Annotated in this window: 13 protein-coding genes, 1 tRNA gene and 1 other annotated feature (1 of these 15 running past the window's edge); of the genes, 11 read left to right on the top strand and 3 right to left on the bottom strand. The window is 52.3% G+C overall.

All coding sequences use genetic code 11. The annotated features are described in order from the left end of the window. Positions 1-49 precede the first annotated feature (49 nt). The 8 genes from H70357_RS27295 (at position 50) to H70357_RS27260 (ending at position 8,295) form a co-directional block, all read left to right on the top strand. A complete protein-coding gene (locus H70357_RS27295; RefSeq protein ID WP_052092276.1) occupies positions 50-979 on the top strand; it encodes an ROK family protein in 930 nt (309 codons plus the stop codon). Next, entirely contained in the window at positions 976-2,565 is a 1,590-nt protein-coding gene (locus tag H70357_RS27290) for an FAD-dependent oxidoreductase (RefSeq protein ID WP_038595895.1), read from the top strand. The genes H70357_RS27295 and H70357_RS27290 overlap by 4 nt, the downstream gene beginning before the upstream one ends. Positions 2,566-3,090: 525 nt before the next feature. After that, the gene (locus tag H70357_RS27285; protein WP_052092275.1) at positions 3,091-4,716 is read left to right on the top strand and encodes a glycoside hydrolase family 18 protein; all 1,626 of its coding nucleotides are present in this window, start codon (positions 3,091-3,093) and stop codon (positions 4,714-4,716) included. Next, on the top strand, positions 4,668-5,006 hold the full coding sequence (locus H70357_RS27280; RefSeq protein WP_052092274.1) for a carbohydrate-binding protein: 339 nt from the start codon (positions 4,668-4,670) through the stop codon (positions 5,004-5,006). Before H70357_RS27285 ends, H70357_RS27280 begins: the two co-directional genes overlap by 49 nt. Positions 5,007-5,332: 326 nt before the next feature. After that, positions 5,333-5,767 (top strand): NfeD family protein, encoded by a 435-nt coding sequence (locus tag H70357_RS27275; RefSeq protein WP_038595893.1) that lies wholly within the window; start codon positions 5,333-5,335, stop codon positions 5,765-5,767. Next, positions 5,767-6,702, top strand: a complete 936-nt coding sequence (locus H70357_RS27270) for an SPFH domain-containing protein (protein WP_038595892.1) — start codon at positions 5,767-5,769, stop codon at positions 6,700-6,702. Before H70357_RS27275 ends, H70357_RS27270 begins: the two co-directional genes overlap by 1 nt. Before the next feature lie 109 nt (positions 6,703-6,811). After that, positions 6,812-7,267, top strand: a complete 456-nt coding sequence (locus H70357_RS27265; RefSeq protein ID WP_038595891.1) for a cupin domain-containing protein — start codon at positions 6,812-6,814, stop codon at positions 7,265-7,267. A 191-nt stretch (positions 7,268-7,458) separates the two neighbouring features. Beyond that, on the top strand, positions 7,459-8,295 hold the full coding sequence (locus H70357_RS27260; RefSeq protein ID WP_038595889.1) for an aldo/keto reductase: 837 nt from the start codon (positions 7,459-7,461) through the stop codon (positions 8,293-8,295). 101 nt (positions 8,296-8,396) lie between these two features. Here the strand turns inward: H70357_RS27260 and asnB are convergent, their stop codons facing one another. Next, entirely contained in the window at positions 8,397-10,241 is a 1,845-nt protein-coding gene (asnB, locus tag H70357_RS27255) for an asparagine synthase (glutamine-hydrolyzing) (protein WP_038595887.1), read from the bottom strand. A gap of 242 nt (positions 10,242-10,483) precedes the next feature. On the opposite strand from asnB, the gene H70357_RS27250 reads away from it, so the two are divergent. Together H70357_RS27250 and H70357_RS27245 are read left to right on the top strand one after the other, a co-directional pair. Next, positions 10,484-10,834, top strand: a complete 351-nt coding sequence (locus H70357_RS27250; protein WP_038595886.1) for a hypothetical protein — start codon at positions 10,484-10,486, stop codon at positions 10,832-10,834. A 280-nt stretch (positions 10,835-11,114) separates the two neighbouring features. Continuing rightward, positions 11,115-11,188, top strand: a tRNA-Arg gene (locus H70357_RS27245). 499 nt (positions 11,189-11,687) lie between these two features. Here H70357_RS27245 and H70357_RS27240 read toward each other — a convergent pair. Continuing rightward, positions 11,688-12,539, bottom strand: a complete 852-nt coding sequence (locus H70357_RS27240; protein ID WP_038595883.1) for an aldo/keto reductase — start codon at positions 12,537-12,539, stop codon at positions 11,688-11,690. Positions 12,540-12,712: 173 nt separating this feature from the next. Here H70357_RS27240 and H70357_RS27235 point away from each other — a divergent pair, with 173 nt between their 5' ends. Then, on the top strand, positions 12,713-13,162 hold the full coding sequence (locus H70357_RS27235; protein ID WP_038595880.1) for a MerR family transcriptional regulator: 450 nt from the start codon (positions 12,713-12,715) through the stop codon (positions 13,160-13,162). A gap of 306 nt (positions 13,163-13,468) precedes the next feature. Here H70357_RS27235 and H70357_RS27230 read toward each other — a convergent pair whose 3' ends face one another. Continuing rightward, the gene (locus H70357_RS27230; protein WP_038595877.1) at positions 13,469-15,445 is read right to left on the bottom strand and encodes an arginine--tRNA ligase; all 1,977 of its coding nucleotides are present in this window, start codon (positions 15,443-15,445) and stop codon (positions 13,469-13,471) included. Between the two features lie 88 nt (positions 15,446-15,533). Continuing rightward, positions 15,534-15,612, bottom strand: a binding site (T-box leader) (it continues 143 nt past the right edge of the window).

Below are 15,612 nucleotides of genomic sequence, written 5' to 3'. Positions count from 1 at the left end.
ATCTGCCTCTCCATCGAATGATACGAGAGCTAAAGGGAGGGACGCGAGGATGAGACGGGTCATCGGTGTGGATATCGGAGGGACAGCCGTTAAAGGGCTGGTGCTCGACGAGATCGGAAACGTATGGGCGGAAGCCAGTCGCGATACGGAAGCATGGCAGGGCCGGGAGGCAATACTCGGCAAGCTGAATGCTGTGGTCTGCGAACTGCTTAAAGCCTGTCCGGTTCAGGCCATCGGGATTGCTTCGGCGGGCAGAGTAAATACAGACACGGGTGAAGTGGTGTATGCCACCGATAATTTACCCGGATGGCAGGGGCTTCAGCTTGCCGGTTGGGCGGAGGATACCTTCAAATTGCCTGCAGCCGCCGATAATGATGCGAACGCCGCACTGCTGGGCGAGGCTTGGCAGGGAGCAGGCCGCGGACGGCACAATCTGGTCATGCTCACGCTGGGTACCGGAGTAGGCGGAGCGCTTATGATTCAAGGCTTGCTTAACCGGGGAAAGCACTGGAGCGGCGGAGAATTCGGGCACAGTGTCCTGTTTCCCGGCGGCCGGCTCTGTAATTGCGGCCGCCGGGGCTGTGTAGAGCAATACGTCTCGGGTTCCGCGTTGCTGCGGCTCGGAAATGAACTGACAGGCCGGGCGTATGAACATGGAGCGGAGCTTATGAGCGACGCGCGGCGGGGTGATCCAGATGCCCTGCAGGTTCTCGAACACTACACCTCTGATTTGGCAGTAGTCTTGGACAATATTGGAGCTACGCTTGATCCGGAGCTTATCGTGATTGGCGGCGGGGTTATTCATGACCGGGACGTCTGGTGGCCGCTGCTAAAAAACAGGCTGCAAGGCGAGGGACTTTCCAACATCCTTGCAGCGGCGGAGCTTGGGAACCGGGCAGGCTGCTTCGGCGCGGCCAAGCTTGCATTGGATTGCTTCCGGCAGCTGCCGGACGGATATGAGGAGGAGGATACCGCATGACATTCGGACAAGTGAAACAAAGTGATGTGATCATCATCGGCGGGGGCCTTGGAGGAACTGCCGCGGCTCTCGCCGCAGCCAAGGCAGGGTTGCGCGTAATCCTAACTGAGGAAACGGATTGGCTGGGGGGACAGCTGACCTCGCAGGCGGTTCCGCCGGATGAGCACCGCTGGATCGAGAACTCCGGCAGCACGGCTACCTACCGGGAGTTCCGCAACAGGGTGCGGGAGTATTACAGACGCAATTATCCGCTTACGGAGTCTGCCAGAAACAATCCGCTGCTCAATCCGGGGAACGGCTGGGTCAGCCGGCTTGCCCATGAGCCGAAGGTTGCACTTAGCGTTCTGCATGAAATGCTGGCTCCCTATGTACATTCGGGACGGATTGAAGTGCTTTATTATACGGTTCCCGTTCATGCTGAGACGGCAGGCGATGAGGTCACGGCGGTGACGGTCTTACATACCGTGAAAGGAACCGAGATCAAGCTTAAAGGGGCGTATTATCTGGATGCGACGGAATGCGGCGATCTGCTGCCGCTTGCGGGGGTGGAGTATCGAAGCGGCGCTGAATCACGCCATGAGACAGGGGAACCGCATGCGCTGGAGGAAGCGGACCCGCTCGATATGCAGTCGATTACCCATGTTGCTGCCGTCGATTATGTACCAGGCGGCGATTTTACGATAGAACGGCCTGAGGACTATGACTACTGGCTTCAATATGTGCCGTCCTTTTCAATGTATCCCATTCTCAGCTGGTACGCCTCCGATGCCAGTGATACGACGAAGCTGAAGCAATTCACCATGTTTCCCAATGACGAGGGAATTGTCTCGCTGTGGGATTACCGGAGGATTGTCGATCCTGCGGTCTGGAGCCTACCGCTCAATGACGGTGAAGTCACCCTGCTGAACTGGGCGCTGAACGATTATTATGCCGGTCCGCTGATCGGAGTGCCTCCCGGGGAACGGGAACGGCATTTGAAAGGAGCCAGACAGCTGACGTTGTCACTTGTCTATTGGCTTCAGACGGAGGCGCCCCGACTAGATGGCGGGAAGGGGTACCCGGGGGTGAGGCTGCGGGGAGATGTACTTGGGACAGAGGACGGGCTTGCGAAGTCTCCCTACATCCGTGAAGCAAGAAGGATCTGCGGACTCTACACGGTGACAGAGCTGGATGTAAGCAAGGAGCTGCGCGGTGAAGCGGGACCTATGCGCTATGAGGACAGTGTGGGCGTTGGAAGTTATCATCTGGATCTTCATCCCACGACCGTATCCCAGCGCACGTTCTACATCCCCAATCATCCGTATGAAATTCCGCTGGGCTCACTGATCCCTATTCGCGTCACAAACCTGCTTCCGGCCTGCAAAAATATCTCAATGACCCAGATCGCAAACGGCTGCTACCGCCTTCATCCAACCGAATGGAACATTGGTGAAGCTGCGGGACTTCTGGCTTCTTACGCTATTACAAATAAAGTTTTGCCGCGTGAGGTTCATGGATCGGATGACCATCGCAAGGCTTACCAGCAGCTCTTAATTGACCATGGCGTCCAGCTTCACTGGAGTGATGCAGAGCTGGAAATGCAATAGGTGACAGGATAATCGCATCTGGTGGCAAAGGATACCATCACCTCTTGAACTGTCGGAGCGTAAGGGACCGCCTTTGTCACCGGAATTCTAAACCTTCCTCAAATAGGGGACAGAGGCACAGTTATTGCTGCCAAAAAAACTGGAAATTAGATGATATTCCCCCCTGACTATGGAAATTTCCCCCTAGCTTAATCTTGTGCTTTATATGACAATAAGATTGCCTTCATCCTTCTTATGTTATGAATCCTCCTATTCCATGTACACCATCCCTCCCAACTATTTTGTAGGCATAAGCATTGTCCCGGACAACATTACCGGGATTGCAACCCATGAACAGCAATACAAGATTAAGAGCACAGATTATTTTTTCTTGCGCTTTTTTTGTGTGCTTAATCTACCATCCTGATCTCATGAATCTGATAGAGACACTGGATGAAGGTGAATCCGAACCAGGAGGTGACTTTGGGGAGCTTTGCCTGTAAAGAGGACTGCTGGCTATGCATTGAACCGAGGAGGTAAATGAAAATGAGGTCGACAAACAGCAGATTTCGTAAAACCTTTGCGCTTGGTATGGCCGTTGCTCTTGTGATTGCACTCTTTTCAACGATAGGCACCAGTGTCAAAACTGCAAATGCGGCTGCGGGCTACAAGCTCGTCGGTTATTATGCTTCCTGGGCTGCCTATGGGCGAGCCTACAACGTAACGGATATCGATCCCAGTAAAATGAATGTAATCAACTATGCGTTTGCCGATATATGCTGGAACGGGGTTCACGGCAATCCTGACCCGAGCGGACCCAATCCGGTCACCTGGACCTGCCAAAATGAGCAAGGCCAAACGATCAGTGTTCCGAATGGAACGATTGTGCTGGGTGATCCCTGGATTGATGCCCAGAAAAGCTTTGGGGATGACAAGTGGGATGATCCGATTAAAGGCAACCTGAAGCAGCTATGGAAACTGAAAGAAAAGAACCCGAATCTTAAAACGGTGATATCCGTCGGCGGCTGGACCTGGTCGAACCGGTTCTCGGATGTTGCCGCTACGGCAGCGACCCGTGAAGTATTCGCAAATTCCGCAGTCGATTTCATCCGCAAATATCAAATGGATGGTGTCGATCTGGACTGGGAATACCCGGTCAGCGGAGGCCTTGCAGGCAATAGCTACCGTCCGGAGGATAAGCAGAATTATGTGCTGCTGCTGCAGAAAATCCGTGAAAAGCTGAATGCGGCCGGAACCGCTGACGGTAAAACCTACCTGCTGACCATTGCCTCTGGTGCAAGTCCTGCCTACGTTCAGAATAACAACCTTAGCGGCATTGCTGCTGTTGTCGACAGGATCAACATTATGACCTATGACTTCAACGGCAGCTGGAACACGACTACAGGACACAATGCTCCGCTCTACTATGACCCGGCAGCAGCCTCATCAGGTCTGACCGATCCGGCGAATTACAATATCGACAAGGCTGTCACAAGCTATCTCGCAAGCGGAGTCCCGGCGAATAAGCTTGTCCTGGGCATGCCGTTTTACGGACGCGGCTGGGGTGGTGCGCCGAGTACAGGAAACGGGCAATATCAGGTTTCGGCCGGTATTTCGTCCACAGGCACATGGGAAAAGGGAAACTATGATTTCTACGATCTGGAAGCTAACTATATTAACAAAAACGGCTATACCCGCTACTGGAATAACACCTCAAAAGTTCCTTATCTCTACAATCCGTCTACACAAACCTTCATCAGCTATGATGACGCCGAGTCGATCGGCTATAAAACCAGCTATATCAAAACCAAAGGCCTGGCAGGAGCGATGTTCTGGGAGACCAGCGGCGACCGCAACAAAACACTGCAAAACAAGCTGAACACCGATCTGGGCGGCGGAGTGGTGCCGACGCCAACACCGACTGCAACGCCAACAGCCACAGTGAAACCGACATCAACGCCAACGGCTACACCGACTCCGACACCAACAGCTACTGTGAAACCAACACCAACGCCTACTGCTACTGTTACCCCGACGCCAACTGCAACACCGGGGCAATGTACAGCGGCGGCCTGGAACGCGGCAACCATCTACACCAAGGGCCACAGGCTTCCAATGGAGGTGTGCTGTATGAAGCCCAGTGGTGGACACAGGGGGAACGCCCTGATCTGAGCGGTGCATTCGGGGCCTGGAAAGTGATTGGCACCTGCGGCAACACCACGCCAGCGCCAACGGCTACGGTGAGTCCGACAGCAACGCCAGTACCAACGGCAACACCCGTACCAACAGCTACAGTAAGCCCGACGGCAACGACCGGGGGATCTGCCTGGGCAGCAGGAGTGGCCTATACAGCAGGCGATAAGGTAAGCTACAGCGGCAAACCTTACATCTGCCTGCAGTCGCATACCTCGCTGCAAGGTTGGGAACCGGCGGTAACGCAGGCTCTATGGCAGCTGATTTAGCGCTAAATTCCATCTGAACAGCAAAAAAAGCTTGCAGAGAAGGCTGCGCCTCGATCTGTAAGCTTTTTTTATTATGTCATAATCACCAGCAGAATCACTTCACCGGATCGAATGCAGAAACAGCGGATGTACAAGCCCCGTCTTCCTGTATAATGTCAGAATTGTGTGGATTTTTATGAAGAAGGCTGATTGTGGTGCTCATAACCTTCCATAGGCTGAAATATAATGAAAAAGCATGGCTGTGTCCCAGCCCTGATAAAACTAATGCAACGCTATGCCGTTTTTTTCGTTATAGTAGTATATAGCGGAAGGTGGTGGATTCACCGATGGAGGCTTGGATAGTTTGGTTGATTGCAGCCGGCGTTCTGTTTGTGATTGAAATGTTTGCGCTTACTTTTTATCTTCTCTGGTTAAGCATAGGTGCTCTGGCGGCTGGTCTGATCTCACTTGTGTTTCCTGAGGCGATTTTGCTGCAGGTGGTCGTCGGTTCATTGGTTGCCCTCGTCCTGACCTTTTTCACCAAACCGCTGGTCGCGAGATTCCGCAACTCACGGGGGTTTAAGGATACAGGGACAGAGATTGTCGGAAGACAAGGTATTGTCGTCGAGCCGATTGTGCCGGGACAGTACGGGCAAGTCAAAGTGGGCGGTGACACCTGGAGCGCAACCTCGGTTCAAGCTCTGGGTAAAGATCAGGCAGTCCGTGTCATCCGAAGAGGCAACACGATTATCGAAGTAGAACGATGGGGGGATAAGTACTAATGGAATGGGCAATTATCGGTATTGTTATTGCTGTCGTCGTTGTTTTTATCGCGCTTACGATCAAAATCGTACCGCAGCAGCGGGTAGGGGTTGTGGAGCGTCTCGGTAAATTCCACCGGCTGCTTACACCGGGTCTGAATATTCTGATTCCGATTATTGATCAGGTGCGGACCTATCATGATTTGCGGATTCAACAGGCCAATGTGCCGCCGCAAACCGTAATCACCAAGGATAACGTGCAGGTGCAGATCGACACGATCATTTTCTATCAGGTGGTTGGTCCGGAAGAAGCGACTTATGGAATTTCCGATTATGTATATGGTGTGCGCAACATTTCCACAGCTACGATGCGGCAGATTATCGGGAAGCTGGAGCTGGATGAAACGTTGTCCGGCCGGGAAAAAATCTCCTCGGATATCCGCCTGGCTCTGGATGAAGCGACTGAAAAGTGGGGCGTGCGGATCGAGCGTGTGGAAGTTATTGATATCAAGCCACCGCTGGACATTCAGGAAGCGATGGATAAGCAGATGAAGGCAGAACGCAGCAAGCGGGCGATTGTACTGGAGGCGGAAGCCGCCAAACAGGATATGATCCTGCGTGCTGAAGGGGATAAGCAGAGCAAGATTCTGAAGGCGGAAGGCGATAAGGAAGCGCGTATCCGTCAAGCGGAAGGGTTCCGCCAGGCGCAGGAGCTGGAAGCACTGGGCCAGGCCAAAGCGATTCAGGCGGTCGCCGAAGCCGAGAAGACGCGGATCGCACTGATCGCCAGCGCAGGGCTGGATGAGCGTGTGCTGGCTTATCAATCTTTTGAAGCGTTAGGCGAAATCGCTAAAGGACCGGCCAACAAGGTGTTCCTGCCGACCAGCGCCGTTGAAACGCTGGGCAGTCTCGGGGCCATTGCCGAGGTGTTTAAGGCGAGCAAGGACAGCAAATAAGCGGAAGAGGATTAGACAATTGCGGCACATTCCGTTAAAGTAAAAGCAAAACTTAAGCGTAAGCTTACGAAGCCAGTTTTGCTTCGCAAAACTTTAAGGAGACGATACTGTGACGCAAAAAGAAATTTCTCCGCTGGTCGAAGCGCTGGGGCTGCAGCCTCACGTTGAAGGCGGATGGTACAAAAGACTTTGGAAATCATCCTTTGATATCCCGCAAGAAACACTGGGAAGCAGCTATTCGGGCTCCAGAGCCTCAGCTTCTTCGATTTATTTTCTGCTTCATCCGGGCGAAACCTCGGAATGGCACACGGTGCTGTCTTCCGAAATCTGGCTGTGGCATTCCGGCAGCCCGATTGTGTTAAGCCTTGGAGGCAGCGGTGACCAGCCGGAGGATGTTACCGAGGTTATCCTGGGTCTCGACATCGCCGCCGGCCAGCAGCCGCAGGTGGTTATTCCGGCAGGAGTATGGCAGGCGGCCCGGGTGCTAGGCGACGAGCCGGTGCTGGTCTCCTGCATCGTATCCCCGGAATTCAATTTTGACGATTTCAAGCTAATCGACAAATAAGCGAATTTTAAAATAAGTGCAGACTGTGAACACAGACTGCACTTATTTTTTATTCTGATTTACCTGTCCAGAGCGGCATTTTGGACCTGCGGGAGCAATCTGCTATACTGATTTTGGTCATCGGCTGATTATGCGGCCTCTTTTAAGGTTAAGGAAGTTAGATCAATATCATTAGGCTTGGAGGGTTAACGATGAGTGAATTGAACGGACCGTTTTCGGGTGGACCTACATTAAATGACGGAGTAACTATGCCGTGGCTGGGACTGGGCGTATGGCAGACCAAAGATGGTGAGGAAGTTATCAACGCGGTAAAAGCAGCAGTGGAAACAGGCTATCGCAGCATTGATACGGCAGCTGGATACAATAATGAAGAAGGCGTCGGACAAGCCATCCGTGAATGCGGAGTGCCCCGGGAGGAACTGTTCATTACGACCAAGCTGCGCAATCCTGATCAAGGCTATGAATCCGCATTACAAGCGTTTGAAGTCAGCCGCCGCAAGCTGGGGCTGGATGTAATTGATCTGTATCTGATTCACTGGCCGGTCGCCGGCAAGTACCGGGAGAGCTGGAAGGCGCTTATCCATCTGCAAAAGGAAGGTTTCGTGAAATCCATCGGGGTGAGCAACTTCCAGATCCATCATCTGCAGGATATTATCGACGATACAGGTGTGGTGCCTGTGGTCGATCAAGTGGAGTTCCATCCGCTCTTGACCCAGCGCGAGCTGCTGAAATATACACGCCAGCATGACATTCAGCTGGAGGCCTGGAGTCCGCTGATGCAGGGCAATCTGGATATGCCGCTGCTTAAAGAGCTGGCCGGCAAATATGGCAGAACTGTCGCCCAAATTGTCCTGCGCTGGGATCTGCAGCAGGGTGTCATTACCATTCCCAAATCGGTTCATGCAGAGCGGATCACAGAGAACGCCGGATTTTTCGACTTCACGCTTAGCGACGATGACGTTAAGGCAATTGAGAACCTGAACCAGAACCACAGGTTCGGTCCGGACCCGGATAATTTTAATTTCTGAGCAAGCCTCTTACAATAGGAAACTGTAAACAGCAAGCCTCCGGTTGGGGGCTTGCTGTTTACAGTTATTGGCTGTGTGCAGAGAGCAGAGAGCTTAGCGATTTACCCGATAGATACGTTATACTTGCGCAGCCACAGGTTAACCTGGGCGAGATAAGCGAACAGCTGCGGGCCGGACATCAGCTGGCCGAACCAGGGCAGATTGCTGGAGGATTCGGGAGAGGCAGCGATTTCACGGATCTTGGCTGCATCAATCAACGGCAGGATGGGCGAAGTGGAATCATCCAGAATGCCCAGCATCTGAGTCCGGACGGCATTTAAATAGGCCGGATTATGGGTTTTGGGGTAAGGGCTTTTTTTACGATAGAGCACATCATCCGGCAGGATGCCTTCGAGTGCTTTGCGCAGAATGCCTTTTTCCCGGTTGCCTACGGTTTTAATTTCCCAAGGGATGTTGAATACATACTGGACGAGCCGGTGGTCGCAATACGGCACGCGGACCTCCAGTCCTGCACCCATGCTCATCCGGTCCTTACGGTCCAGCAGTGTCGGCATGAAGCGGGTGATGTTGAGATAGGACATTACGCGCATCTGCGCCTGCTTGCCGGTCTCACCGTCAAGCTTCGGCACCTCCGCTACCGCATCGCTGTATCTGTCACCTAAATATTCCAGTGGACGTATCCATTCCCCCACTTCCGGCGACAATAGACCTGCACGCATTTTGGGGGCTACCGACCAGGGGAACGTGCCGGAGGAGAGCATCTCGTCCCGGTGGAACCAGGGATACCCGCCAAAAATCTCGTCCGCCGCCTCGCCGGAGATGGCCACGGTCGCGTTCTTTTTAATCTCACGGCAAAATAGATACAGCGAAGAATCCACATCCGTCATCCCCGGCAAATCGCGGGATTCCAGGGCATTGTCCAGCGCCGTTACCAGCTCCGGTGTATCAAAGGCTACATAATGGTGATTCGTGTTCAACTCATCAACCATCCGCTTAATCCACGGACCATCTGCGCCGGGCTGAAAGGTGTGGCTTTTGAAATGCTTGTCGTTGTCGACATAATCGACGGAATAGGTATCCACCCGGCCTTGGCCGGTGCGGTTGTAATAATCCACAGCGAGCGCGGTCAGTGCGCTGGAATCGAGCCCCCCGGACAGCAGGGAGCAGACCGGAACGTCAGAAACCAATTGCCGCTCCAGTGTATCCTGCAGCAATTCACGCACTCTGGAGGCTGTTTCTTCTTCATTTTCCGTGTGATGATTGCTTTCTAATTTCCAATAAGCATAGCTGCGCAGGCCTTCCCGGCTATAAATCATGGCATGACCTGGACGAAGCTCGAATATATCTTTGTATACCCCATGTCCCGGAGTGCGGGCCGGACCGATGATGAAGATTTCCGCCAGTCCTTCCGGTCCTACCTTCGGTTGTACCTTGGGGTGCTGGAGCAGCGCTTTAGGTTCGGAGCCGAAGACAAAAACATCGTCCACCCGGCTATAGAACAGGGGTTTCACACCCAGGCGGTCGCGTGCCAAAAATACCTGGTCCCGCAGACCGTCCCAGACGGCAAATGCAAAGATTCCGTTCAGCTTCCCGGTGCAATCCGGTCCCCACTCCATATAGGCGTGCAGCAGAACTTCGGTGTCGCACTCGGTGAGAAAATGGTGTCCCCGCTGTTTCAGTTCCTTTTTGAGCTCGGGGGCGTTATATAATTCGCCGTTGTACACAATAGCGTACACCTTATCGTCATGGCGGGCGATCATAGGCTGTGCGCCGTTCTCGGGATCGATAACGCTTAGTCTGCGGTGACCGAAGGCACAAGGCCCTGAAATCCAGGTTCCGGCCGCATCCGGCCCGCGGTTGGCCAAGGTTTCAGTCATTTTTACGAGCAGTTGCGAGTGCTGTGTGAGGTCGCCGCGCCACTGGATAAATCCGGTTATTCCGCACATGATGGTTCATCCTCTCTTTTGTGCGATTGTTGTCCAAATATAAGAATTTATATGCTCCACGCAATAAATTATCCTTATATTTCTCGCTGAAATGGATGCCGTCCTTTAAGGACGGCGCAGCCGATTTCACTTGTTTCTTTTTTGCCAAGTAATACAGATATATGCCGAAGGAAGGGATAAAATGTATGTCCTTATCCGAACACTAAGGGAGAGGGAAATTTGCCAGGAGGGATGGATGACAAGTGTATTATATTAAAGACGCCAAAATCCGCAGAATGACCGAATATGACGGCGCGCCTTGTGCAGAAGTGGGCGTATTGCCGGGAGCTGTAGGCGATTCCGCACTTTTGGTGTACATTGTTGAAGACCAGCGCGAGGAAGGTTATGAAATTGTGCGGATTCTGACGAATGACGCGAATACTGCAACCGATTGGTTTGATAACAATTTGCATGACGCTTTTCAGGATGTGACGGCCAGTGCTTTTACTGGCAGCATCATTATGAGCCCCGAGGATGAACGCTCCAAATTCCAGCGAGAACTGCTTATCTTCGGCGACTTGAAAAAGCAGCTGGAACAGCATTTCCACAAGTGACTCCTGAAATCCGGCGATTGGATGCGGCAAAACTGCCGCAGTCTGCCCCGGGGGTAGAACGGATTGGGGTGAGCGGCTGGCCGCCGCTGATTCTGCCCCGGGGACAGAAATGCTGTGGGAGGGTAACTGGTGAGGATAGGCTGATCTGCTGTGCTGCCGTTGCTGTTTCGCCGTATTTTAGTAAATTATATTGCTGCAGCCTTGAAAAAAAATCTGAATGCGGTATAATAGAGAACGTTGCGTGAATACATATGTTTTAGGAATCAATTACTTCACTTTTGTCCCGGTAGCTCAGTTGGATAGAGCATGCGCCTTCTAAGCGCACGGTCGGGGGTTCGAATCCCTTCCGGGACGTCACACAAAACAGCCTTCCTTCGGGAAGGCTGTTTGTGCGTCCGGGGGTGAGAAGCCCCTGGGGGCGTTGGAGCATCTGCATCGGGAGGATAAACATCGCAAGAGGGGCGGCTTTATTACCCTCTATCTTTGGAGCACCCCATTTGCTGGTCCGCCTGATAATACGCGTCTGCACTAGCGGGCAAACCGCCCGCTAATCCAGCATGCACCGAGGAATTGCAGCAACTAAAAGGAATAGCACCCGCTAATTTTCTACAGTGTGCTAATCTAACGTCTGAGTGAAATTTATAGGGCGGGAAACGATAGTTGCAATAAGTGAACACTATTCGCGGGCAGGATAGTTATAGATGTCTCGGTGGTTCTGTGTGTTACCTGTAATGGTAGGAGTATAGATTTCGTTGCACCCTTAGCAGCAGTTTTAAAAGGACAAGGGGGACCCGCCCTGTCCTTTCTTAATAGATGAGGATAAACGCGTGATGAGTTACGGTTCGATCAAGGTTTACAGATCGACTCTCCAGTTGCCCATCATCTTGGCGACTTCCGGATCGCGGTACGATAAGAAAAGGCTTTCCCGCGTATCGAGAGTGGAAATTTGTTCGATATCGTCTGCGCTCAACTCAAAATCGAAAATGTTGAAGTTTTCGACGATCCGCTCTTTGCGCACCGATTTTGGAATAGCAACGACTCCACGCTGAACAAGCCAGCGAAGCACGACCTGGGCTACGGACTTGTTGTGTTTTTCTGCGATCGAGACTAGCATTTTGTTGCCGAACAAGTTGTTAAGTCCTTCAGCAAACGGGGCCCACGACTGGTGCTGAACTCCCTGCTCTTTCATAAAAGCGGCGATCTCGATTTGTTGGTAGAACGGGTGTGTTTCGACCTGGTTTACCGCCGGCACGATTTCGTTATGCACGATGAGGTCCATCAGACGGTCGGGCAGGAAGTTGCTGACACCGATCGCCTTGATCTTGCCTTCGCCGTACAGGTCTTCCATCGCACGCCAAGCGCCGTAGTAATCGCCGAACGGCTGGTGAATAAGGTATAGATCGAGATAATCGAGCTGTAGCTTCTTCAAGGATTTGGAAAACGCCAGCTTGGCACTCTCGTAACTGGCATCCTGAACCCAAAGTTTGGTCGTGATGAACAGCTCCTCACGCGGCACGCCACTGCGCTTGATCGCGCGTCCGACCGCTTCCTCATTCAGATAACCGGCGGCGGTGTCGATCAGGCGGTAACCGGCCATCAGCGCTTCATATACCGCGTTCTCGCATTCTTCAGCATTCGGAACTTGATAGACACCAAAGCCGATGATCGGCATTTTTACACCATTATTTAATGTTACGGTTTGCATTGTAATTCCTCCTAATGATCAAATGTATAATAGCAAACGGCGCGTATCCCCTGAATCGGGCACTGAAGCGGGGGTTCCACTTACGGCTCATTTGCATTACAATAAGCTTAGGACCTTCGTGTTACACGAAGTCAAGGCGTCTTCAAAAATTTATTTTCCATGGGGGATTTCACATGCATACGGTCAAAGAAGCCGCCCTAATAACGGGACTCACCGAGCACGCTGTACGCTTTTATACGGATAAAGGCCTGGTGCCAAGCGTACAGCGCAATCAAAATAATATTCGGATGTTCGACGAAGAATCGATCAACTGGCTGCATGGCATCAAATGCCTCAAGCAATCCGGGATGCCGATTGAAGTCATAAAAAGGTACATCGATCTCTGTCTCGAAGGAGATTCGACCATTCCGCAACGCTCCGCACTCATGATGGAGCATAAAGAAGCAGCGCTCGCTAAGCTCGAAGAAGCCAAACAGCACGTTGCCCATTTGGAAGAAAAAACCGCCCTTTATCAAGCCATTATGGAGCACCGCTCTCCAGACACGACCAATCCTAGCAACTGGGACAAAATTCAGCATATGCATAGTGATGTATTTTACTCGCCCCCTGTTCGGAAGGCGTGAGAGAGCTACGTGAGACACAACCGTTCTGAAGAAAATACCCGGTTTTAAACTCCAGATTGGCTTGGCAATGAACAAGATTCACATCAGTCATGAACGGAGAACGTTAGCGCAGAAAACAGATCATGAGGCCGCCGCGGACCAATCGGGCGACCTCATTAAGCAAGGCTTGAAGCAGAATTAACAGGCATAATTCCCGCTGATCTTTTTCCCGCAGCGGGTAATCAGCTGCAGTGTTAAACATAGGAGAATACGTGTCTAGTCTATGGTTCACATTGGATCCATGCACAACAACTTCGTAATTCTCCGTTACATCCGCTCCGGCTTCGGCAGGCCAAGCACCTCAAGCACTTCGCCGAGCGTTTCCTGGAATGTTGAAGTAAGCCAGAGACGGAAGCGGATGGTGAGTTGCTCCCCTTTGAGAATCGGGCAGGCGGAATAAAAGTTATTGAACAGCGAGGCCAGAGTATGCGCGTAGTTACAGATTGCATTTGGCGTCAGCTCGATGCTCGCGCTGTATAAGGTGTCTTGCCAGATGCTGAGATGTCTCAGCAGGGCAAGCTCCGCTTTGTCCAGTTGGGCCGGGAAATCCGGCACCGCAGCTGGTTCTGATGCCCCATCCGCTGCCCCATCCGCCGCCAGTACCGCTCTCGCCGCCGTATTTACCGCCATTGCATCCGTCTTCAACGTTGCAGCTGCCGCTGCTCCCAATACGGCTCCTGCCTCCATTCCAGCGGCTTTACTGAGCACACTGCCCGCACGCGCATAGGTATACATCAGGTATACGCCGGTATTGCCGGAAATCTCGGTCGCCTGCTTGAAATCAAACACAATCTCCGTCCCCAGATTGAAACGCAGCAGATAGTAACGGATTGCAGCTGTGGCGATCAGCCGGCTGGACAGGCCGTTTTTGTCGGAGCGGGTGGCTTCAATGGTGTTCTCCATGAGCTGGACCAGCTCGGTGACCTTGATGCCGATGCCCTGACGGCCGGACATGGCGTAAGAGGTTTTGCCGTCCGAGGTATCGATCCCCAGTTCAGCGGCGGAAGCCGGACTAAGAGAAACCACGCCATAGCTTACATGATGAAGCTTCCCGGCTTGCCCGGCATATCCCAATACCTCTAAAGCCTGCTTCACCATCGCCTGCGGATACTCCTGCCGGTAATCAATGACGTTAACCACCATATCTGCCTCTCCAAAAGGCATCTGCTGTCCACTTGGACCCGTCGTCCAAACGCCTGCATTAAACTCGCTGTAGGAGAAGTTTTTGTCCAGCAGTCCGAATTTCCAGAGATGATAGGCGATGTCCTTGGCGGTGTAGGTCAAAATCCCGTTCGAGCGCACCAGCACCTTATCTTTCTGATGTTCCTCTGAATCCGCCCCTGTGCCTTCTGTTGCCGATTGCTTCAGAATCCAGCATCCCGCCAGCTTGCCCTCGGTTTCCTGAACAAAAACGGCTGTCTGTTCCAGCAGCGCAAAAGCAGAGGACCAAAATCCCTCTTTTAAAATACTGCTCTCCCACACCAGCAAATCGTAGGTGATGCCGAAGTTTTTCATTTCCTCAACATGTTCTCTCACAATCCGTTCAGCCACAAGGCTGCCGAGCCAAGCGGTATTGCCGTTTCCTTCTTCCAATGCGTGGAGAATCTCCGTCCGTTTATGGATCGTCTCAGGATGCAACGCATATTCCTTATTGATTCCGGCGTAGATATCCCAGCAATAATCACCGAAGCGGACATGATCACCTGCGAGCGGCACATTCATTAGCCCGACCACCGTATCTGCCAGCTGATTGCCAAGGTCATCCACATAGTTGTGAACTTCCACGTTGTAACCTGTTTTTTTCAAAATCCTAACCAGCGCATCTCCAATACAGGAGTTTCTCAGATGTCCAATATGCATTGATTTGTTTGGGTTTACAGAAGTATGCTCAATGATCACCTTATTCCCGTTCCCTGGCGGCAGCTCAAAGCTGTGATTTGCCCACTCCTGCCAATCCACGTACATATTGATGAAGCCCGGAGCCGCAACCTCGATTCGCTGCAGCAATCCCTTGATCGCCTCCTCTTGCCCAAGCTCCGCTGTGATCAGCTCGGCAATAGCCATTGGGGCCTTGCGCAGGACTTTGGCCAGCTGCATGGCAATATTGCTGGAGTAGTCGCCGAAATCCGGATTAGCGGGCTGTTCAAGATCGATGGTTAAATGTTCTGGTGCGGCAGCGCTCAGGCTGCTGAATACCTGCTGGACGCTTTGTTCCAAGCTTGTTCTGATAAGTTGGCTTAACACGGGATGAACCTCCTTTAAAATTCTTGAAGCAGATTTGCGTTACATGTACTTAGCGGGCTAAAAAACATCAAAAAAAGCCCACGTCTCTAAAAGAGACGAGGGCTTTAGCGCTCGCGGTACCACTCTTGTTGCTAAACAACTTGGTTTAGCCACCTTACAGGTTAACG

This window comes from Paenibacillus sp. FSL H7-0357, from assembly GCF_000758525.1.
Lineage (GTDB): Bacteria > Bacillota > Bacilli > Paenibacillales > Paenibacillaceae > Paenibacillus_AQ.
This window is presented reverse-complemented; position numbering and strand designations above follow the sequence as displayed.